Source organism: Akkermansia massiliensis (assembly GCF_023516715.1).
GTDB lineage: Bacteria > Verrucomicrobiota > Verrucomicrobiia > Verrucomicrobiales > Akkermansiaceae > Akkermansia > Akkermansia massiliensis.
Genome location: NZ_JAMGSI010000001.1, coordinates 580,539 through 598,256 on the forward strand (window position 1 = coordinate 580,539; position 17,718 = coordinate 598,256).

Sequence of the window (17,718 nt, forward strand, 5' to 3'; positions counted from 1 at the left end):
ATGAAGACGGTACGAGCATTCCTGTTTTCCGTGATGTGCCTGGCTCCGGCGCTTCCCCTGCTGGGGGAAGCCCCGGACTGGGAGAATGAAGAGGTGACGGGAATCAACAAGGAGGCTCCCCGCGCCTCCGTTCTCCCGGCGGGAGACAAGACGCTGAGCCTGAACGGTGACTGGAAGTTCAAGTTTTCCATGACGCCGGACGGGAGGCCTGCCGATTTCTTCAAGCCTTCCTATTCCGTTTCCGGATGGGATACGGTCAAGGTGCCTTCCAACTGGCAGCTTGCGGGCTATGGAACGGCCATTTACACGAACGTCCCGTATCCCTTCAAGCCGAATCCCCCCAAGGTGATGGGAGAGCCGCCCAGGAACTGGCCGGCATACAAGGAGCGCAATTCCGTGGGCTCCTACCGACGGGATTTCAATCTCCCCGCCTCCTGGAAGGGGGAGCAGGTAATGATCCGGTTTGACGGGGTGGAGTCCGCCTTTTACGTGTGGGTGAATGGCCGGAAAGTCGGCTATTCCGAGGATTCCTATACGGGCGGCGAGTTCGACCTGACTCCCTATGTGAAGCCGGGCAGGAACACGATTGCCGTGGAGGTGTACCGCTGGAGCGACGGCTCCTATCTGGAGGACCAGGATTTCCTGCGCCTTTCCGGCATTTTCCGGGACGTGACCCTGTTCGCCCAGCCGCAGGTGCACGTGCGCGACCTGTTCCTGAAGGCGGGGCTGGACAGGAAGGATTACACGACCGGGGTGCTGGACGGAACGTTCACCATCCGCAATTCCGGCAAGAAGGATATTCCCGCCGGAATGAAGCTGGATTATTCCATTGAAGGGATTTCCACCAATTTAAATTGGGAGGGCGCGAGCGGCTCCGGCCGCGTGCAGACGGACAACAGGGGCAGGCTGGATTCCGGCACGCTGGAAGTTCCCGCCATTCCCGCCGGAGGCGAGGTTCAGGTGGCTCTGGACAGGAAGTTTCCCGGCGTGAAGCCGTGGACGGCGGAAACGCCCAACCTGTACAAGGTGACCTATTCCCTGAACGGGAAGGACCCCCGGTCCGTCAATATCGGCTTCCGTTCCGTGGAAATCGCCGATAACGGCGCGGTGCTGGTCAACGGAAAGGCCGTCAAGTTCAAGGGCGTCAACCGTCATGAAGCGCATCCGGACTACGGGCGCGCCATCCCGCGGGAGGTGATGGAAAAGGACGTGCAGATCATCAAGGCGCACAACATCAACACCGTCCGCTGCTCCCACTATCCCAACCATCCCTATTTCTACGAACTGTGCGACCGCTACGGCCTGTACGTGATGGATGAAGCCAACTGCGAGGCCCACGGCATCCGCAACAGCGGCATGGATATTTCCCGGAAGCCTTCATGGAAGAAGGCGCATGTGGAACGCAACATGAGCATGGTGCACCGTTCCAAGAACCATCCCTCCATCGTGTTCTGGTCCCTGGGCAACGAGTCCGGCAACGGGCCGAATTTTGAAGCGGCCTCGGAAGCCATCAGGGCCTATGACGATACGCGCCCCCTCCATTACTGCGAATTCCCGCACGGCCATAAGGCCGTGGACATGGATTCCGCCATGTATCCGCCCGTGGACCGGGTGGAAAACTGGGGGAGGCAGAAGACTTCCCGCCCCTTCTTCGTGTGCGAATACGCCCATTCCATGGGGAATGCCCTGGGCAATTTCAAGGAGTACATGGAAGCCTTTGAGTCCTCCCCTCGCATGGTGGGCGGGGCCATCTGGGATTTTGTGGACCAGTCCCTCCGCGCCAACCCTGCCGGGAACGGCATTTACAAGCCCGCTCCCTTCAAGGGCGTGACGCAGGCCTACGGCGGCATGTTCGGGGACAGGCCCAACCAGGCCAATTTCTGCGACAACGGCATCATTCTGGGCAACCGGAACACCACGGCCAAGACGAAGGAAGTAAAGAAGGTGTACCAGTACATGGCCTTTGACCGCAAGGACGGTTCCCTGACCGTTCGCAACAAGTATTTCCACAAGCCGTTGAAGGGCTATACGCTTTACCTGGTGTCCCTCGCGCCCGGCGGCAAGCATGCCGTGGAGCGCATGGCTCTGCCGGAGACGGCCCCCGGCAAGTCCGTGACGGTGAAACTGCCTTCCGCCGCCATGCAGACGGGCTCCCTGATGGTTCTGGCGGACGCCCGGTTCAAGCTGCCGGAAGACGTGAAGGAGCTTTCCGCCAAACAACTGGAGCATGTGGCGGACGAGTGCGAAGCTTACGAGTGGTTCCCGGCGGCCGTGGAGAAGGAGGCTTCCGTGAAGGCTCCGGCGGCGCTGCCCGCCGTCTCCGTGCGCCAGGGCGATCCCGTGGTGGTGCAGGGGAAGGGCTTTTCCGCCTCCTTCAAGGACGGCATGCTTTCCGCCCTCCGGTACGGCAGCCAGGACCTGATTCTGCCCGGCTATCCGGTGGCGCTCCAGGCGTACCGTTCCCCGGTGGACAACGACGCCTGGATCAGGAGCAAGGTTGAGGGGAAGATGAAGATGCAGACCATGAAGGCGGAGTATTCCGATGTGAAGGCCGCCGTCATTTCTCCCGGCGTGGCCCGCATTACGGCGCAATTCCGGACGAAAGGCTCCGGCCTTTCCTTCTCCGGGGAGGTTGCCTGGACGGTGTTCGGCAACGGCGTCATCAATGCCTCCGTCAGAATGTATCCCTCCGCCAAGGGGGAAGAGCTCCTGCGGCTGGGCGTCACCTTCGGGATGCCTGCCGCCTATGACCAGGTGGAATACCTGGGGCTGGGGCCGTGGGACAATTACCGGGACCGCCGCACGAGCTGCTGGAAGGACGTGTTCCGCACTTCCGTGGACGACATGTTTTTTGCCTATTCCCGCCCCCAGGACATGGGCAACCGCATGGAGACGGACTGGGTGGCCCTGTCCAGACCCAAGGCGGCTCCGGCGCTGTGGGTAGGCTCCGCCTCTCCCAGGGCCCCGCTGGAAGTGTCCATCCTGCGTTATACGCCGAAGGAGCTCAACAACGCCAAAAGCCTGGACAGGCTGCCGGAGAAGGACAAGGTGGTCGTGAATCTGGACGCCTTCCAGATGGGGCTGGGCGGTTCCTCCTGCGGGCCGCGCCCCCTGGCGAAGTACCAGACGCTGAGCGAAGCCACCCCCCTGGGCTTTGTGCTGGCCCCCACGTCCGCCCTGCTGAACCTGGCGCGCGCGGGACTGGGCGTGCCCCATTCCCCCGTGATTGAACGGGACGGGGACGGCATGGTCAGCCTGGTTTCCTCCACGCCCGGAGCGGAGATGAAGTATTCCGTCAACAAGGGACCGGAAAAAACGTACCGGAAACCCTTCAAGCTTCCCGAAGGGGAAGTGAGGGCCTGGGCTGCCGCCGGAAAATCCGGCAAGGTGCCTCCCACGTCTCCCGGCGAGCGGAAATTCCCCCTCGTCAAGGGGCAGGGCGAATGGAAGATCCTGAGCGCTTCCTCGGAAGAGCCGGATACCGGCTTCGCCCACTTCGCCATTGACGGGAATCCGGATACCTGCTGGCACACGTCCTATACGAACGGCCTGCCGGGCTTCCCCCACTCCATTGCCGTGGACATGGGAACCAGAATGAAGTTCACCGGATTCATCTACACGCCCAGAATGGACAAGGACAAGGGCCTCATCAGCCAGTACACGTTCTCCGTTTCCGATGACGGGCAGAACTGGAAGGAAGTGAAAAAAGGCCAGTTCACCTACCATTACATCCGGAAGGATCCCGCCGTTCAGCGCATCGACTTCGGCAAGCCTGTGGAGGCCCGCTATTTCAAGCTGGACGCCCGCTCCCCGGTGAAGGGCGGCGAGCAGAGCGCCACTGTGGCGGAGTTGAATATCATTACCCAGTAGCGGACCGGCGCAAGCGCCGCTTTCCTGAAGGAAGGCTTTTTCCAGCCGTGCAGCCCGGAAGGGGTGCACGGCTTTGCCGTTGCGGGGCTACAAGGCGCGGGAATGTTTTTTGATTGAAAGAAAGAATGCCGCGGTCTGGTAGTATGCTCATGCGCAAGATGATTGCTTACATGCTGGGCGCCGCCGTTCTGTGCCTCTCCGCAGCCGGAGCGGAAACGCCCGTTTCCGTCGCTGGGGAAGCTCCGGCCCCCTGCAAGAGGATGGTCTGGAACCGCGGCTGGGAGTTCCGGCTGGAAGACGAGCCCGGAAAGAGCGGCTGGCAGACGGCGCATCTGCCCCATACGTTCAGCCTGCCCTATTTCATGTCCGATTCCTTTTACACGGGGCGCGGCTCCTACCGCAAGAAGCTCGTGATGCCGGAGGAATGGGTGGGGCAGAAGGTTTTTCTGGATTGCGGCGCAGCCTTCCAGGTGGCGGAGGTGACGGTGAACGGAAAGGCCGCAGGAACGCATGAAGGAGGGTATACGGCGTTCCGGACGGATCTGACGCCTTTCCTGAAGCCCGGAGAGAATTGGGTGGAGGTGCGCGTGGACAACCGCTGGAGTCCCCGCATCGCCCCGCGGGCGGGAGAGCATACCTTTTCCGGCGGCCTGTACCGGAACGTGCATCTGAACGTGTGTTCTCCCGTGCATCTTCCCGCGCACGGCGTCTGGGTGCAGACGCCGGAAGTGACTCCTTCCTGCGGGAAGGTCCGCATCCTGACGGAGGTGAAGAATGATTCCCCGGAAATGAAGAAGTTTTCCGTGCGCCACACGGTGCGCGAGGAGAAGGGCGACCGTGTGGTTCTGCGCGGGGAGAAGCCCGTGGAGCTGGGCGCGGGAAAGGAAGCCCGTGTTCAGACGGACCTGCCCCCGCTGGCCGCTCCCAGGCTGTGGAGTCCGTCAGCCCCCAACATGTACCGCGTGACGACGGAGCTGGTGGGCGAAGGGGGAAAAGTGCTGGACCGGGCGGAGAATCCCCTGGGCTTCCGCACCCTGGAGCTGACGGCGGACCGGGGCATGCTGATTAACGGGAAGCCCGTTTACCTGCAAGGAGCCAACGTGCACCAGGACCACGCAGGATGGGGGGATGCCGTGACGGACGCCGGAGCGCGCCGTGACGTGCTGCTGATGAAGAACGCCGGGTTCAATTTCATCCGCGGCTCCCATTACCCCCATTCCCCGGCTTTTCTGGACGCCTGCGACCGGGAGGGGATGTGCATGCTGAATGAAGGCATTTTCTGGGGCATGGGCGGTTTCAAGGAGCACGACAGGTACTGGAATTGCGACGCCTACCCCACGGACGAGAAGGACCGCGCCGCGTTTGAGGAGAGCTGCATGCGCCAGGTGAGGGAGATGGTGCTGCAATTCCGGAACCACCCTTCCATCGTCATCTGGAGCATCAGCAACGAACCGTTTTTTACCCGGCATACGCCGGAGGCCAGGGCCCTGTGCGGCAAGCTCATTGCCCTGGTGAAGGAGCTGGACCCGACGCGCCCCGTGTGCGCGGGAGGTGGCCAGCGCGGAAAATTCGACCAGCTGGGGGACATGGCCGCCTTTAACGGGGACGGCTCCCACGTGAAGACGCCCGGCAGGCCCAGCATGGTGACGGAGTACGGTTCCGTGAGCTGCAAGAGGCCGGGGGCGTATGCGCCGGGCTGGGGGGATATGAAGAAGGACAAGGAGGCGGGAGTGCGCTATCCCTGGCGCGTGGGGGAGGCGGTCTGGTGCGGTTTTGACCACGGCAGCATCTGGCCCTCCGGCGGCCGCATGGGCATTGTGGATTATTTCCGCATTCCCAAGCGGGCCTGGTACTGGTATAGGAATGAGTTCAGGAACATTCCCCCGCCGGAATGGCCCGTGAAGGGAACTCCGGCGCAGGTGAAGCTGTCCGCGGACAAGAAGGCCATCAGCCCGGCTGACGGCACGGACGACGTGCACGTGACCGTGAAGGTGGCGGATGCCTCCGGCAGGCAGGTAGCCAATGCCGTTCCGGTAACGCTCACGGTGGAGTCCGGCCCCGGGGAGTTTCCCACCGGCAAGAGCATCACGTTCACGCCCGGGACGGACATTGACCTCATTGACGGCTGCGCGGCTATTGAGTTCCGGTCTTATTACGCCGGGAAAACGGTCATCAAGGCGTCTTCCCCGGGATTGAAGGGGGACAGCATCCAGATTGTTTCCCGGAACGCCCCGGCGTACGTGGCGGGCAGGAGCGCGGAAACCCGGGAGAGGCCCTACAAGCGTTTTACCGCGCAGGAGAGGGACGCCCAGGTGGCGCGGTACGGGCAGTCCGGAACCGGAGCCGGAGAGAAGGCGAACCTGGCGGTTTTGAGGCCTTGTTCCGCTTCCTCCAATCTTCAGGACGCGATGAAGGCGTCCGATGGCGACGGCGCTTCCGCATGGGTGCCGTCCGCAGAAGACAGGGAGCCATGGTGGAGGCTGGACATGGAGTTTGAGTTCAGCCTGGACCGCGTGGAGGCGAAAGCCGCCGGAATATGGAAAGGGCAGCCTCCCGTGGTGCAGGTCAGCAAAGACGGCAAAACCTGGAAGGATGTGAAAACCGTTCTTCTGAAGGACGGGGCCGGATTGACCGCCGCGTGTTCCGGGGAGGCGAAGGCCAGGTATGTCCGCATCCGGCTGTCGCCGGGGCAGGGGATTGCGGAAGTGGCCGTGTGGCCGGCGGATGCCTCATGAGGGGGCCTGTTCCTCCGGAGCGGGGGGCTTTTTCCGGCTCCTCCGCGTGCCGGAGCTTCCGGAATCCTCCTCTGCCCGCTGGCGGCGCAGTTTGTCCCAGTATGCCAGCCGCTTGTTGATTTCCCGTTCAAAGCCCCGTTCCGGCGGCTTGTAGAACTGGCGGCGGGGCATTTTGTCCGGAAAGTAGTTCTGCCCGGAAAAGGCGTCCGGCGCGTCGTGGTCGTACGCGTAATTTTTTCCGTAGCCCAGCTCCTTCATCAATTTGGTGGGAGCGTTCAGGATGTGCGCCGGAGGCATCAGGGAGCCGTATTCCCTGGCCGCCTTCCGGGCCGCTCCCCAGGCGGTGTAGGCGCTGTTGGATTTGGGGGCGCAGCCCAGGTAGATGACCAGTTCCGCGATCGCCAGCTCTCCTTCCGGAGAGCCCAGGCGTTCATAGGTGTCCCATGCGGCAATGGCCATTTGCAGCGCGGCGGGGTCCGCCAGGCTGATGTCCTCCATGGCGAAGCGGGTGAGGCGGCGCAGCAGGTAGAGCGGGTCTTCCCCGCCCTGGAGCATGCGTGCGGCCCAGTACAGGGCGGCGTCCGTATCAGAGCCGCGCAGGGACTTGTGCAGGGCGCTGATGAGGTTGTAGTGGCCCTCCCGGTCCTTGTCGTAAACCGGGGCGCGCTGCTGGACGATTTTCAGCAGGGCCGGCGTGTCCAGCGTCTCGTCAGGCTTGCAGAGGTCAAAGACGCTTTCCATCAGGTTGATGAGGTAGCGGCCGTCTCCGCCCGCCAGTTCAATGAGGGTGGCGCGCGCTTCCGGGGCGAGCGGCAGCTTGCGCTGGAGAAGGGATTCCGCCCGCTCAATGATGCTTTCCAGCGCCGGAGCGTCCAGGGAATGCATGACGAAGACCTTGCAGCGGGAGAGAAGGGCGCTGTTCAGTTCAAAGGAGGGGTTTTCCGTGGTGGCGCCCACGAGCGTGACGGTTCCGTTTTCCACGTATGGCAGGAAGCCGTCCTGCTGGGCGCGGTTGAACCGGTGGATTTCATCCACGAAGAGGAGGGTTCCCTGGCCGTATTCCCGCCGTTTGGCGGCCTCGTCAAAGGCTTTCCTCAGATCCGCCATGCCCGAGAAGACGGCGGAGAGCGCGACGAAGTGCATGGACGTGCGCGTAGCCAGGATGCGCGCCAGCGTGGTTTTTCCGCAGCCGGGCGGCCCCCACAGGACGAAGCTGGTCAGCTTGCCGGAATCCGCCATGAGCCGGATGGGCCCTCCCTCCCCCAGCAGGTGGTCCTGGCCCACGATTTCCTCCAGGGCGGCCGGTCTCAGGCGGTCCGCCAGGGGCCGGTCCGCGAAGGCGGCAAACAGGCCCGGCGTGTCGTCTTTTTTCATGCTCATCATCATACGCCGCGGGAAAAAGGAAGGCAAGGGGCGCATCATGGCATTTCAGGCGGAGCGGACGGGCTGGCGTGTCATGGAGCGGGTGTTTTCCGGACTCTTTTAACGGGATTAAGGAAAAGGCGGGAAGAAAAGGAAAGACTCCCGGGAGAAGTGGTGTATACTGAATACGATGTTCCGCTATGTTTCCCCTGTATTCCTTTTCCTGCTCTCCGGAGTGTGCTGCATGCCCGTGAACGCGCAGGACCAGATCATTCCCCGGCCCGTATCCGTCAAGGTTGCGGACGGGAACGCGGCAAAGCCCGTGAAGCTGGATGGAGGCACGCGCATCGTGTGCCGGGAGAAGGACGCCGGGTTCCAGCGGCAGGCCCGGCTGCTGCAGCAGTTTTTATCACGCGGAACAGGACTGTCCCTGGCAGGGGCGGGGGGCGCAGAAACTATCCGCATTGAGAAGGATGCTTCCCTGAAACAGTACGGACCGGAGGCTTACCGGCTGGAGGCGGCGCCTGGAAATATCGTGATCAAGGCCGCTGCTCCAAAAGGGGTGTACTACGCCGGGCAGAGCCTGGCGCAGATGCTGCCTGCCGCGTTTTTTGACGGTGGAGCGGACAAGGGCGCCGTAAGCTGGACCGTGGCGGAGAAGCCTTTTTCCATGCTGGATTACCCGCGGTTTGCGTGGCGCGCCTTCATGCTGGATGAAGCGAGGCATTTTTTTGGAGAGGAGGAGGTGAAGAGGCTGATTGACCAGATGGGGCTTCTGAAAATGAATATCCTGCACTGGCATTTGTCCGACGATGCCGGATGGCGCGTCCAGATTAAAAAGTATCCCAAGCTGACCTCCATCGGCAGCAAGCGGAGAGACACGGAGATAGAGACGTGGGGGAGCGGCAAGTATGCGGGCAGGCCCCATGAAGGTTTTTATACGCAGGAGCAGATCAGGCGTATTGTGAGCTACGCGGCCGACCGGAACATAACGATTGTGCCGGAGATAGATATTCCGGGGCATTCCGCCGCCGCTACGTTTTCCTATCCGGAATTGAAGTTGTCCGCCAAGCCCGTGACGGAGATTCCCGTGAGCTTCAATGACGGAACTGCCTTTGATCCCACCAACGAGCGGACCTATCAGTTTCTGGGAGATGTCATGACGGAACTGGTCGCCCTGTTTCCCGGCGGCATCATCCACATCGGCGGGGACGAGGTGCGCTATAAGAAGTACTGGGCCGACGTACCCCACATTGAGCAGTTCATGAAGAAGAAGGGGATCAAGACATTCCCTGATCTTCAGATCATGTTTACGAACCGGATTTCCGGCATGCTGGCAAAGAAGGGAGTACGGATGATCGGATGGAATGAAATTCTGGGGTCCGACGTGCACAATGACGGCGGCCAGGGGGCCGCTCTGGGCAAGCTGGACGGTAAGGCCATTATTCATTTCTGGTGCGGGGCCGACAAAATAGCCGCCAAGGCGATCCGGGAAGGCCACCAGGTGGTCAATTCCACTTCCCGCATGACTTATATGAATAAGGATTACGGCCAGCTTCCCCTGTCCAAATCCTATTCCTTTGAACCCGTTTTTGCGGGGTTGAAGCCGAAAGAGCAGAAGAATGTCATCGGTCTTGGCTGCCAGGTCTGGACGGAGTGGATTGCGGATGTGGAAAAGCTGCACCGCCGCGTTTTTCCCCGCATAGCCGCTTATGCGGAGACGGGCTGGAGCCGGAAGGAGGACAAGGATTTTAAGGATTTCCAGAGGCGTCTGCCGGGGTATGAGAAGATTCTGGATGTCCTGAACATCAAGCACGGGGAAGGGAAGTAATCCAAATCACCCCGCAGCGGTCCACGCCCCGTTGCGCAGCGGCGTTTCTTCCGGCAGGGGCGTGTTGGGATTTTCCTTTCCGGCGGGGCTGTGCCCGGGCGATTGTTTTATGTCGTTCCGAGTGTTCGCGAAGGCGAGGGCGTGATCTCCGGAGATGCGGGCGCCTTGCATGAGGCGATGACTGTCTTTTTCCGAAGAGGCCATTTTCGCTTTCAGCTCCGGTCGGTGGGGGATGGAGCGTTTTTTCAGGAGGCCAGCCATTTTTAACGGTTGGTCACACTTTGGCATAGTGTCAACAAAAACGGGGAAACCGGCCTCCAACCAACCATGGGCCAGCAGTTTCAAAACCTGCCAATGCCCGCTTTTAGCAATTAAATATAGATTAATAAGGAGAATAAGACGATGTCCCTGATATCCTCGCATTATCATCAGCTGTATACGCCGGAAGACGCTGCCGTAGTTTTCATTGACCACCAGCCCCAAATGACCTTTGGCGTAGCCAACATCAACCGTGCCGATCTGATCAATAACGTCACCCTGCTGGCGAAGGCCGCCAAGCTGTTCCAGGTGCCCACCGTGATTACGGCCGTGGAAACGGAGGGCTTTTCCGGCTATGTCTGGCCCCAGCTCCTGGATATTTTTCCAGGCCAGCATGTCATTGAACGCACGTCCATGAATTCCTGGGATTCCGACGAGTTCCGGAAGGCCATCAAGGCGACGGGCCGCAAGAATATCCTCCTTACCGGGCTCTGGACGGAAGTGTGCGTCACGTGGCCGGCTATTGAGATGATCGGCGACGGTTATAACATTTACGTGGTGGAGGACTGCTGCGGCGCCACCTCCAAGGACGCCCAGAAAGCGGCCCTTTCCCGCATCGTCCAGGCGGGCGGCACGCGGCTGACGACCATCGGCGCCCTTCTGGAGTTCCAGCGCGACTGGAAGAACAAGGAACATTACGACGCCCTGATGAATCTGCTCAAGCAGCAGGGCGGCGCTTACGGCGTGGGCGTGGAGTACGCCTACACGATGGTTCACCATGCTCCCCAGTCCGCCCTGTCCCCGCAGGTGGTGAAGCATGACGCCTGATTGCCCGCAGAGTTTTTCCGGCGCTCCCTCCGTTAACACGGGGGTGCGCGCCGGAAGAAAAAACCTGAACATTCATCAGGCATGAACGCCATCAATCCTTCAGAGGAAGTGACCGTTGTGGTGCGCCGGCATATTCTGCCGGGGCATGAAGGCCAGTTTGAGCACGCCATGCGGGATTTCGTCAATTTTGTGCTGAGCTGCCCCGGGCATGTGGGCATCAGCGTCCTGCGGCCCTCCGACGGAAACGGGGAGTATGTGGTGGTGGACCGTTTCGCGAGCGCCGCCGCCAGAAAAGCCCTGGTTTCCTCCCCGGAGTACGAACGCTGGATGAAGCTGCTGGGAGCCCATACGGAAGGGGAGGCCCATATCCAGGAGATGAACGGCCTGGACGCCTGGTTGAACCAGCCGGGCACCCCGATGATGACGCCGCCGCGCTACAAGACGGCGGCGGCTACTTATCTGGGCGTGTGCCTGGTCATCTTTCTTCTGAACATTACCGTGGGAGGGCCCATCCGCGCCCTTTTGCCCGCATGGCTCTCCTTTTTCCTGTTCAACGCCTGTGTGGTGGCGCTGCTGACCTGGGTATTCATGCCGCTGATCAGCAGCATTCTGTCTCCCTGGCTTTTCAGGGCGCAGGCCGGAACCATTCCGGGAACAACCCCGAACCATGATGAAAACAATGAAAAACAATGATAAGGTTTACGCCGATTTGATGATCTCAAACGGCAACATAGCAACGCTGGATGAACGCGGAACGATGGCCCGCGCCGTCGCCGTCAAGGATGGAAAGATACTGGCCGTGGGGTCCGACGAGGACGTTGCCCAGTACAAGGGGCCGGATACCCAGGTGATCGACGCCGGGAAAAGGACCGTCATTCCCGGCCTGAACGATTCCCACTTGCACGTGATCCGCGGCGGCCTGAATTACAATATGGAACTGCGCTGGGACGGCGTGCCCTCCCTGGCGGACGCCATGCGCATGCTCAAGGAGCAGGCCCGCAGAACGCCGCCGGGACAGTGGGTGCGCGTGGTGGGCGGCTGGAGCGAGTTCCAGTTTGCCGAACGCCGGATGCCTACGCTGGAGGAGATTAATGAGGCGGCGCCGGATACGCCCGTTTTTGTGCTTCACCTGTACTGCCGCGCCATGCTCAACAAGGCCGCCCTGCGCGCCTGCGGGTATACGAAGGATACGCCCAACCCTCCGGGCGGGGAAATCCAGCACGACAGCGAGGGCAATCCCACCGGCCTGCTGATTGCGCGGCCAAATGCCACCATTCTTTACGCCACGCTGGCCAAGGGGCCCAAACTGCCCCTGGAACACCAGATCAATTCCACCCGGCATTTCATGAAAGAACTTAACCGCCTGGGCCTGACCAGCATCATTGACGCAGGAGGCGGCTATCAGAATTACCCGGAGGACTACCAGGTGATTGAAGAGCTGCACAAGCGCGGGGAAATGACCGTGCGGATTGCCTACAATCTGTTTACCCAAAGGCCCAAGGAAGAGAAGGAGGACTTTGCCAAATGGATCAGGATGACCAGGCCGGGAGAGGGGGACGATTATTACCGCTGCAACGGAGCGGGTGAAATGCTCGTCTTTTCCGCCGCGGACTTTGAGGACTTTCTGGAGCCGCGTCCGGACCTCCCCGGAGACATGGAATCCGAACTCAAGGGGGTGGTCAGCCTGCTGGCCGCCAACAAATGGCCTTTCCGGCTGCACGCCACGTACAATGAGAGCATCTCCCGCTTTCTGGACGTGTATGAAGAAGTGAACCGGGAGATTCCCTTTGACGGCCTGCACTGGTTCTTCGACCACTGCGAGACCATTGACGAGAAGAATCTGGAACGCGTCAAGGCGCTGGGCGGAGGCATTGCCGTGCAGTGCCGCATGGCCTACCAGGGGGAATATTTCATGGACCGCTACGGCAAGGAGGCGGCGGAACATACGCCGCCCGTGCGCAGAATGCTGGAAATGGGCATTCCCGTAGGGGCCGGAACGGATGCCACGCGCGTGGCGAGCTACAATCCATGGGTTTCCCTGTACTGGCTGACCACCGGGAAGACCGTGGGCGGAGAACCGATGTACCGGGAGGAAGACTGCCTTTCCCGTGAGGAAGCCCTCCGGCTTTATACGCAGGGGAGCACCTGGTTTTCCTCCGAGACGGGCAAAAAAGGAGCGATTGTTCCCGGTCAACTGGCGGACATGGTCGTGCTGAGCGAAGATTATTTCTCCGTTCCGGAAGAGGAGATCAAGGGAATAGAATCCGTGCTGACCGTCATGGACGGCAAAATCGTTTATGCCGCGGGACCGTTCAAGGATTTGGACCCGGCGCCCATTCCGGTGCTGCCCGAGTGGTCCCCCATTGCCGTGTTCGGCGGATACGGCGCTCCCCTGGACCCGAAGAAGGCGGCCAGGGCCGGCGTGCCTTTCCAGCAGGAGCACCGGCATTCCTCACACTGCCATGAACACGGCTGCATGCATTCCGCGTTCATGCTGATGGAGGGCGCGGCGAATGCGTCGCGGCCCAGGTATTCCGATTTCTGGGGCTCCGGGTGTGGTTGCTTCGCATTCTGACGGTAAATGATGCGAAGCTTCCTGCGCCCCGTCTCCCTGGTGGGACGGGGCGCTTTTTCCTTTCCCGGAAGGGGTAGGGAATAAGGCTGCGGTTTTTCCTGCCGGAGTTACAGCACTTCCCGGTACAGGGAAATTTCAATGGCTTCCTCCGTCATGTCGCTCAGGAGTGGGATGATGCGCTGGAAGTGCTCGGAATCCGCATGAACGTCCACGGCTGCCTGGTCCTTCCACTCTTCAATGAATGTCAGGATATTAGGGTCATCAATGTCCTCATACAGGTGGTAGGAAACGTTGCCGGCTTCCGCACGGCTGTTTTCCACCAGTTCCCGGGCGGTGGCGATGAATTCTTCCCTGGCTCCTGCTTTGACGATGCTTTTGGCTGTAATCTTAATCATGGCTATGGCTGTTTTGGCCGTATCCAGAGTAAGGGAGCGGGAGAGCCCGTGTCAACGACCCTTTTGAGGCGTTCCGGTCATGGCTGCGTATCCTTCAGGATTTTCAGAACATAGGCGCGCGTTGTATCCGTATGCTCCGCGCCGCGTATGCAGGAAAGCCCCTGGTAGAGTCCCACCGTTTCCAGGCGCAGGTCCATATCCTGTCCATCCAGATCCTCCCGGGTGGGTGGGGGATAATTGGAGGCGGGACCGCTCAGGGACTTCATCCGCATGGTATCCATGTTGAACAGGCAGCTTTGCATGCCATTGGTGAATATCAAGCTGCCCTGGCGTTGTTTTTCCTCCGGCCGCAGCCTGTAAATGGTGATGGCGCTTTCCCCGCCGGGATTGATCAGGATGGCGGGGAAAACATGCTTGTTCCCGCCTTTCTCCCGGACGGTCAGGTCAAAGTCGCATTCTCCGAAAAACCTGTTGGTGACACGGGAGGAGATATGGACCTCCACGGGCACTTCCTGCGGCAGGGGAACAAGGGTGGCAGCAGACAGCGCGGACCCCGGCGGGAGTTCCGGAACCGGGAAGGGTACGGTGATGATGTCAATAACGCAACTGATGACGCCGATCAGCACGAACAGCAGGATGCCCTTGTTCCGGAGCTGGACGGGAAGCAACTTCCGGGATTCCCCCGGATAAAGCTTGCTGGCGGATTTGTCCTGCTGCAGGCAGTATTCGGTCAGGCGTGAAATGACGGCCAGGGCGCAGGCCATGGCTGCCAGCCATGCAAGCGTGAAGGCCAGGTCCTCCACCATGGGACCCGTGGTGAAAAAGCTGAATAACCAGATGATGAAGGCCGTCAGCAGGAGAAAGACGACCAGGAAGGCCATGCAGCCGAAGGGCGCCGTGGAGACGGGAATCCAGCGCCTGCCGCGCTTGCCGCAGGCGCGCAGAATGAGGATGGCAATAAAAAAAGCAACAATTGCCAGCGTAGAATAAAAATGTTGAAACAGGTAATCGAGCATGGCATGCGGGGAAAACTTGGATAGTAGCTGGTCGGGGACCGATTTCATGCCAGTTTCCGAAAAAATATCCGGAAACAAGCCGTTTTTACATGATGAAATGATAGGCGTCGAATTTTGGAGCTCTTTATCATTTTAGCCTTTTTTCACCCTTGCTTGCAAGATTTTTCATTTCCTTGTTTCCCGCTATTTGAATTTAATATGCCGGAAAAGAATTATTCTACAATTGAATATGGAGGAAAAGCCGGTTCCATCATCTTCCAGAGAGGAAACAGGGCGCAGGGCTAGCGGAAGAAAAGGGTGTTGCGGAATTGCGGGTTACAAAACAACGGGAAACGGCACAAAGGAGTTTCCCATCCCCGTGAAGCCGAAAAGTGATTCATATCCCCGTCCCGGAGTTCTGTACCGTCTCCGTTCCGGCTCCTCCTTGGGGGGGACGGATTGCCAGGGGAGCCTTTTCTTCGGGTCCAGCTCACTTTTATTGAAAGATAAATGATAACGGGAAGAAAAGTTTTAAACTTGTTGGCAATGAGTGTTTTTTATCTTGATGTGGAGTTTTGGCGCAGGTGATTTCTGAACCAAAAGTTTATCTTGTTGTTCCGTTTTATTCCCTGGGGGAAAGGTGATTGAGGGCCGGATTATATTCAAAAGAAAAGGAAGCTGACTTTATGAGGGCACTTGCAGAAATATCGGGAAAAATGTTCCTCTGTCGCGCTAATATAAGACCGGAAAATGAATAAAATGGAATTTAAAACTTTATTTCAAACATTTCTAAGAAAGTGCAAATAAATTCGTTAAAGATGATAGGGGAAAGTTTATCTGGGGATTAAACGGGAAGCCGGTTTTTTCCATAATTATCCGGGCGCGGAGAAGAAATTGAATGGAGAAAATAAAGTTCATGGATGAGGAAACAGGCCGATTCCTTTCCCGAATTTATTTTTCTCTTCCGGATGATGAAGGGAACTATCGTTCCTGTTATTACGGTGTTCTTTTTAAGCCGGCACGGAAGGCCTCTTGGACTGGAGAAAAAGCAGTCATGGGTTGCATCCGCCTTCTCTTTTTTCATGTTCTTCCGCCCCTGCCGTGCCATTCAGCCTGTTTCCTGCCGGGATTTTTCTTTTTCAAGAAGTTGTACATACCTTATGGAAACAGCGTGAATGCCGCAGTTGCGGTCAATTATGCAATCTCCTTCCCGCGTATTTGCCTTGAGCCGGAAAAGGGGTTGGGCTAGTGGCTGGCCGAGTGTTTTACCTGGCCGGGAGAAGTTCCGGGTAGGCTGAATTCCTCTCTGTTATGGAAAATGGAGAAAAAGGTGCTGCCAGAAAAAAGCTATCCCTGTACCGGGTCCGCCAGCACTTTTTTGAGCTTCGCAAAGCGGGGCAGGGAGCATTCCTTCTGCATGGCCGTTTCTCCCTGGATGAGGGGCAGAACGTAGTCGATGAACGGCTGTTCAACTCCATTGCCGCGGGTATTGATCCATTCACGGGGGACGAGTTTTTCCACGTTGGCCACGTCTCCCAGGCTGGTCAATTTGGTCTTGCAGGAGTAGATGCCGTTTTCCGTGCTCCGTTCGAAGGCGACCATCTTGTCCGTCTGGCCGGAAACGGCCGCTTCCACGGCGGCTTTCCCCGCCATGTAGGCTTCATCAATGTCCGTTTTGGAGGCCACGTGGGAGGCGCAGCGCTGGAGGAGGGAAAGTTCAATGCTCCTGACCTTGGCCCCGGTCTGCCGCTTGACGGATTCCGCCAGCATGGCGCCCAGTCCGCCCAGCTGCGTATGGCCGAAGACGTCCCTGTCCCCGGATTCCGCGACAAAGCGGCCGTCCGCATATTGCACCCCTTCCGAGACGGCGACCATGCAGCTCCCGTTACGCTTGTAAATCCGGTCCACATCCTGCCAGAATTCTTCCATGCGGAAGGGGACTTCCGGCAGGTAAACCAGGTCCGGTCCGGCGCCCGCATAAGTGGCCAGGGCGGCGGAACCGGCCAGCCATCCGGCGTGACGGCCCATGATTTCCACGATGGTGACACGCCCTTTGTCGTACACGCGGAGATCCTGGTGCACCTCCATGCAGGAGGTGGCGATGAATTTGGCGGCGGAACCGAAGCCGGGGCAGTGGTCCGTGCCGTAAAGGTCGTTGTCAATGGTCTTGGGGATTCCGATCACGCGGCATTCATAGCCGGATTGCTGCATGAATTTGGATATCTTGTTGCAGGTATCCATGGAATCATTGCCGCCGTTGTAGAAAAAGTAACGTACATCGTACTTCCGGAACACCTCCAGCAGGCGGCGGTAGTCCGTATCATCCACGGCGGGATCCGCCATCCGGTAGCGGCAGGAGCCCAGGGCAGAGGCCGGGGTGTATTTCAGCAATTCCAGTTCCTCCGGGTCTTCCTGCGCCATATCGAACAGGCGTTCCTTCAGCACTCCTTCAATCCCGTTGGCGGCTCCCAGCACGCGGGTGACCGGTTCGCATTGCAGGGCCGTCTGGATGGCCCCCAGCGCGCTGGCATTGATGACGGCGGTGGGGCCGCCGGACTGGCCGATGATGCATGCTCCTTTCAATGGCTTCATGGGGGAAATGGTGGATGGGAGAGTTCTGTGGAGCCCCGTTCCGCAGCGTGGGGGCCGGGGGATGAAATCAGAGTCGAACCTATCTGGAGCCCGGAGGGATGTCAAACATTATTGGTCTGCCGGAGGGACTCCCGCAGCCCGGGCGGAAGAGAGGGAAACGCCGGGCATCCGCTATTCGGTTTTCATGCTTTTCCGGGATGGCGGCCAGGTGTTCTCCCAAGGCGGGCGCCGCCGGTGGTCCGGTGGGTTTTGTGTGCGGAAGAGGCATGCGGAAATC

12 protein-coding genes are annotated in these 17,718 nt (G+C 59.6%); 7 read left to right on the forward strand and 5 right to left on the reverse strand.

Features of this window, described 5'->3' with window-relative positions; genetic code table 11:
• Nucleotides 1-3,870, forward strand: coding sequence for a glycoside hydrolase family 2 TIM barrel-domain containing protein (locus M8N44_RS02440; protein ID WP_102728301.1), 3,870 nt, complete (start codon nucleotides 1-3; stop codon nucleotides 3,868-3,870).
• A 149-nt stretch (nucleotides 3,871-4,019) separates the two neighbouring features.
• Nucleotides 4,020-6,605, forward strand: a complete 2,586-nt coding sequence (locus M8N44_RS02445) for a glycoside hydrolase family 2 protein (protein WP_180975169.1) — start codon at nucleotides 4,020-4,022, stop codon at nucleotides 6,603-6,605.
• On the opposite strand, the gene M8N44_RS02450 is transcribed toward M8N44_RS02445, so the two are convergent.
• Nucleotides 6,600-7,985 carry a replication-associated recombination protein A gene (locus tag M8N44_RS02450; RefSeq protein WP_343207013.1) on the reverse strand — a complete coding sequence of 462 codons (1,386 nt, stop codon included), beginning with the start codon at nucleotides 7,983-7,985 and terminating at the stop codon, nucleotides 6,600-6,602. The two genes, M8N44_RS02445 and M8N44_RS02450, sit on opposite strands and share 6 nt — an antisense overlap.
• Before the next feature lie 172 nt (nucleotides 7,986-8,157).
• On the opposite strand from M8N44_RS02450, the gene M8N44_RS02455 reads away from it, so the two are divergent.
• Nucleotides 8,158-9,798, forward strand: a complete 1,641-nt coding sequence (locus M8N44_RS02455) for a beta-N-acetylhexosaminidase (protein WP_102728304.1) — start codon at nucleotides 8,158-8,160, stop codon at nucleotides 9,796-9,798.
• A 6-nt stretch (nucleotides 9,799-9,804) separates the two neighbouring features.
• Here M8N44_RS02455 and M8N44_RS02460 read toward each other — a convergent pair whose 3' ends face one another.
• Nucleotides 9,805-10,143, reverse strand: coding sequence for a hypothetical protein (locus M8N44_RS02460; RefSeq protein ID WP_146021110.1), 339 nt, complete (start codon nucleotides 10,141-10,143; stop codon nucleotides 9,805-9,807).
• A gap of 57 nt (nucleotides 10,144-10,200) precedes the next feature.
• Between M8N44_RS02460 and M8N44_RS02465 the strand changes: the two genes are divergently transcribed.
• From M8N44_RS02465 to M8N44_RS02475, 3 genes are all read left to right on the forward strand, one after another.
• Nucleotides 10,201-10,884: a hydrolase gene (locus M8N44_RS02465; RefSeq protein ID WP_102714102.1), complete on the forward strand. Its 684-nt coding sequence runs from the start codon at nucleotides 10,201-10,203 to the stop codon at nucleotides 10,882-10,884.
• An 81-nt stretch (nucleotides 10,885-10,965) separates the two neighbouring features.
• Complete coding sequence (locus M8N44_RS02470) at nucleotides 10,966-11,577, forward strand: antibiotic biosynthesis monooxygenase (RefSeq protein ID WP_102728306.1); 612 nt, start codon at nucleotides 10,966-10,968, stop codon at nucleotides 11,575-11,577.
• On the forward strand, nucleotides 11,564-13,459 hold the full coding sequence (locus tag M8N44_RS02475) for an amidohydrolase (RefSeq protein ID WP_102721824.1): 1,896 nt from the start codon (nucleotides 11,564-11,566) through the stop codon (nucleotides 13,457-13,459). Before M8N44_RS02470 ends, M8N44_RS02475 begins: the two co-directional genes overlap by 14 nt.
• Nucleotides 13,460-13,566: 107 nt before the next feature.
• On the opposite strand, the gene M8N44_RS02480 is transcribed toward M8N44_RS02475, so the two are convergent.
• A complete protein-coding gene (locus M8N44_RS02480; protein WP_022396729.1) occupies nucleotides 13,567-13,854 on the reverse strand; it encodes a putative quinol monooxygenase in 288 nt (95 codons plus the stop codon).
• A gap of 77 nt (nucleotides 13,855-13,931) precedes the next feature.
• The gene (locus M8N44_RS02485; RefSeq protein WP_146018126.1) at nucleotides 13,932-14,918 is read right to left on the reverse strand and encodes a hypothetical protein; all 987 of its coding nucleotides are present in this window, start codon (nucleotides 14,916-14,918) and stop codon (nucleotides 13,932-13,934) included.
• Between the two features lie 847 nt (nucleotides 14,919-15,765).
• Here M8N44_RS02485 and M8N44_RS02490 point away from each other — a divergent pair.
• On the forward strand, nucleotides 15,766-16,098 hold the full coding sequence (locus M8N44_RS02490; RefSeq protein ID WP_146021111.1) for a hypothetical protein: 333 nt from the start codon (nucleotides 15,766-15,768) through the stop codon (nucleotides 16,096-16,098).
• Nucleotides 16,099-16,196: 98 nt separating this feature from the next.
• On the opposite strand, the gene M8N44_RS02495 is transcribed toward M8N44_RS02490, so the two are convergent.
• Complete coding sequence (locus tag M8N44_RS02495) at nucleotides 16,197-17,441, reverse strand: 6-phosphofructokinase (RefSeq protein WP_102727032.1); 1,245 nt, start codon at nucleotides 17,439-17,441, stop codon at nucleotides 16,197-16,199.
• Nucleotides 17,442-17,718 lie beyond the last annotated feature (277 nt).

Excerpts from the sequence above, each read along its gene's own strand:
- M8N44_RS02440 (WP_102728301.1), top strand. The coding sequence starts at position 1 with ATGAAGACGGTACGAGCATTCCTGTTTTCCGTGATGTGCCTGGCTCCG.
- M8N44_RS02445 (WP_180975169.1), top strand. The coding sequence starts at position 4,020 with ATGCGCAAGATGATTGCTTACATGCTGGGCGCCGCCGTTCTGTGCCTC.
- M8N44_RS02450 (WP_343207013.1), bottom strand. The coding sequence starts at position 7,985 with ATGAGCATGAAAAAAGACGACACGCCGGGCCTGTTTGCCGCCTTCGCG.
- M8N44_RS02455 (WP_102728304.1), top strand. The coding sequence starts at position 8,158 with ATGTTCCGCTATGTTTCCCCTGTATTCCTTTTCCTGCTCTCCGGAGTG.
- M8N44_RS02465 (WP_102714102.1), top strand. The coding sequence starts at position 10,201 with ATGTCCCTGATATCCTCGCATTATCATCAGCTGTATACGCCGGAAGAC.
- M8N44_RS02470 (WP_102728306.1), top strand. The coding sequence starts at position 10,966 with ATGAACGCCATCAATCCTTCAGAGGAAGTGACCGTTGTGGTGCGCCGG.
- M8N44_RS02475 (WP_102721824.1), top strand. The coding sequence starts at position 11,564 with ATGAAAAACAATGATAAGGTTTACGCCGATTTGATGATCTCAAACGGC.
- M8N44_RS02480 (WP_022396729.1), bottom strand. The coding sequence starts at position 13,854 with ATGATTAAGATTACAGCCAAAAGCATCGTCAAAGCAGGAGCCAGGGAA.
- M8N44_RS02485 (WP_146018126.1), bottom strand. The coding sequence starts at position 14,918 with ATGAAATCGGTCCCCGACCAGCTACTATCCAAGTTTTCCCCGCATGCC.
- M8N44_RS02490 (WP_146021111.1), top strand. The coding sequence starts at position 15,766 with ATGGATGAGGAAACAGGCCGATTCCTTTCCCGAATTTATTTTTCTCTT.
- M8N44_RS02495 (WP_102727032.1), bottom strand. The coding sequence starts at position 17,441 with ATGAAGCCATTGAAAGGAGCATGCATCATCGGCCAGTCCGGCGGCCCC.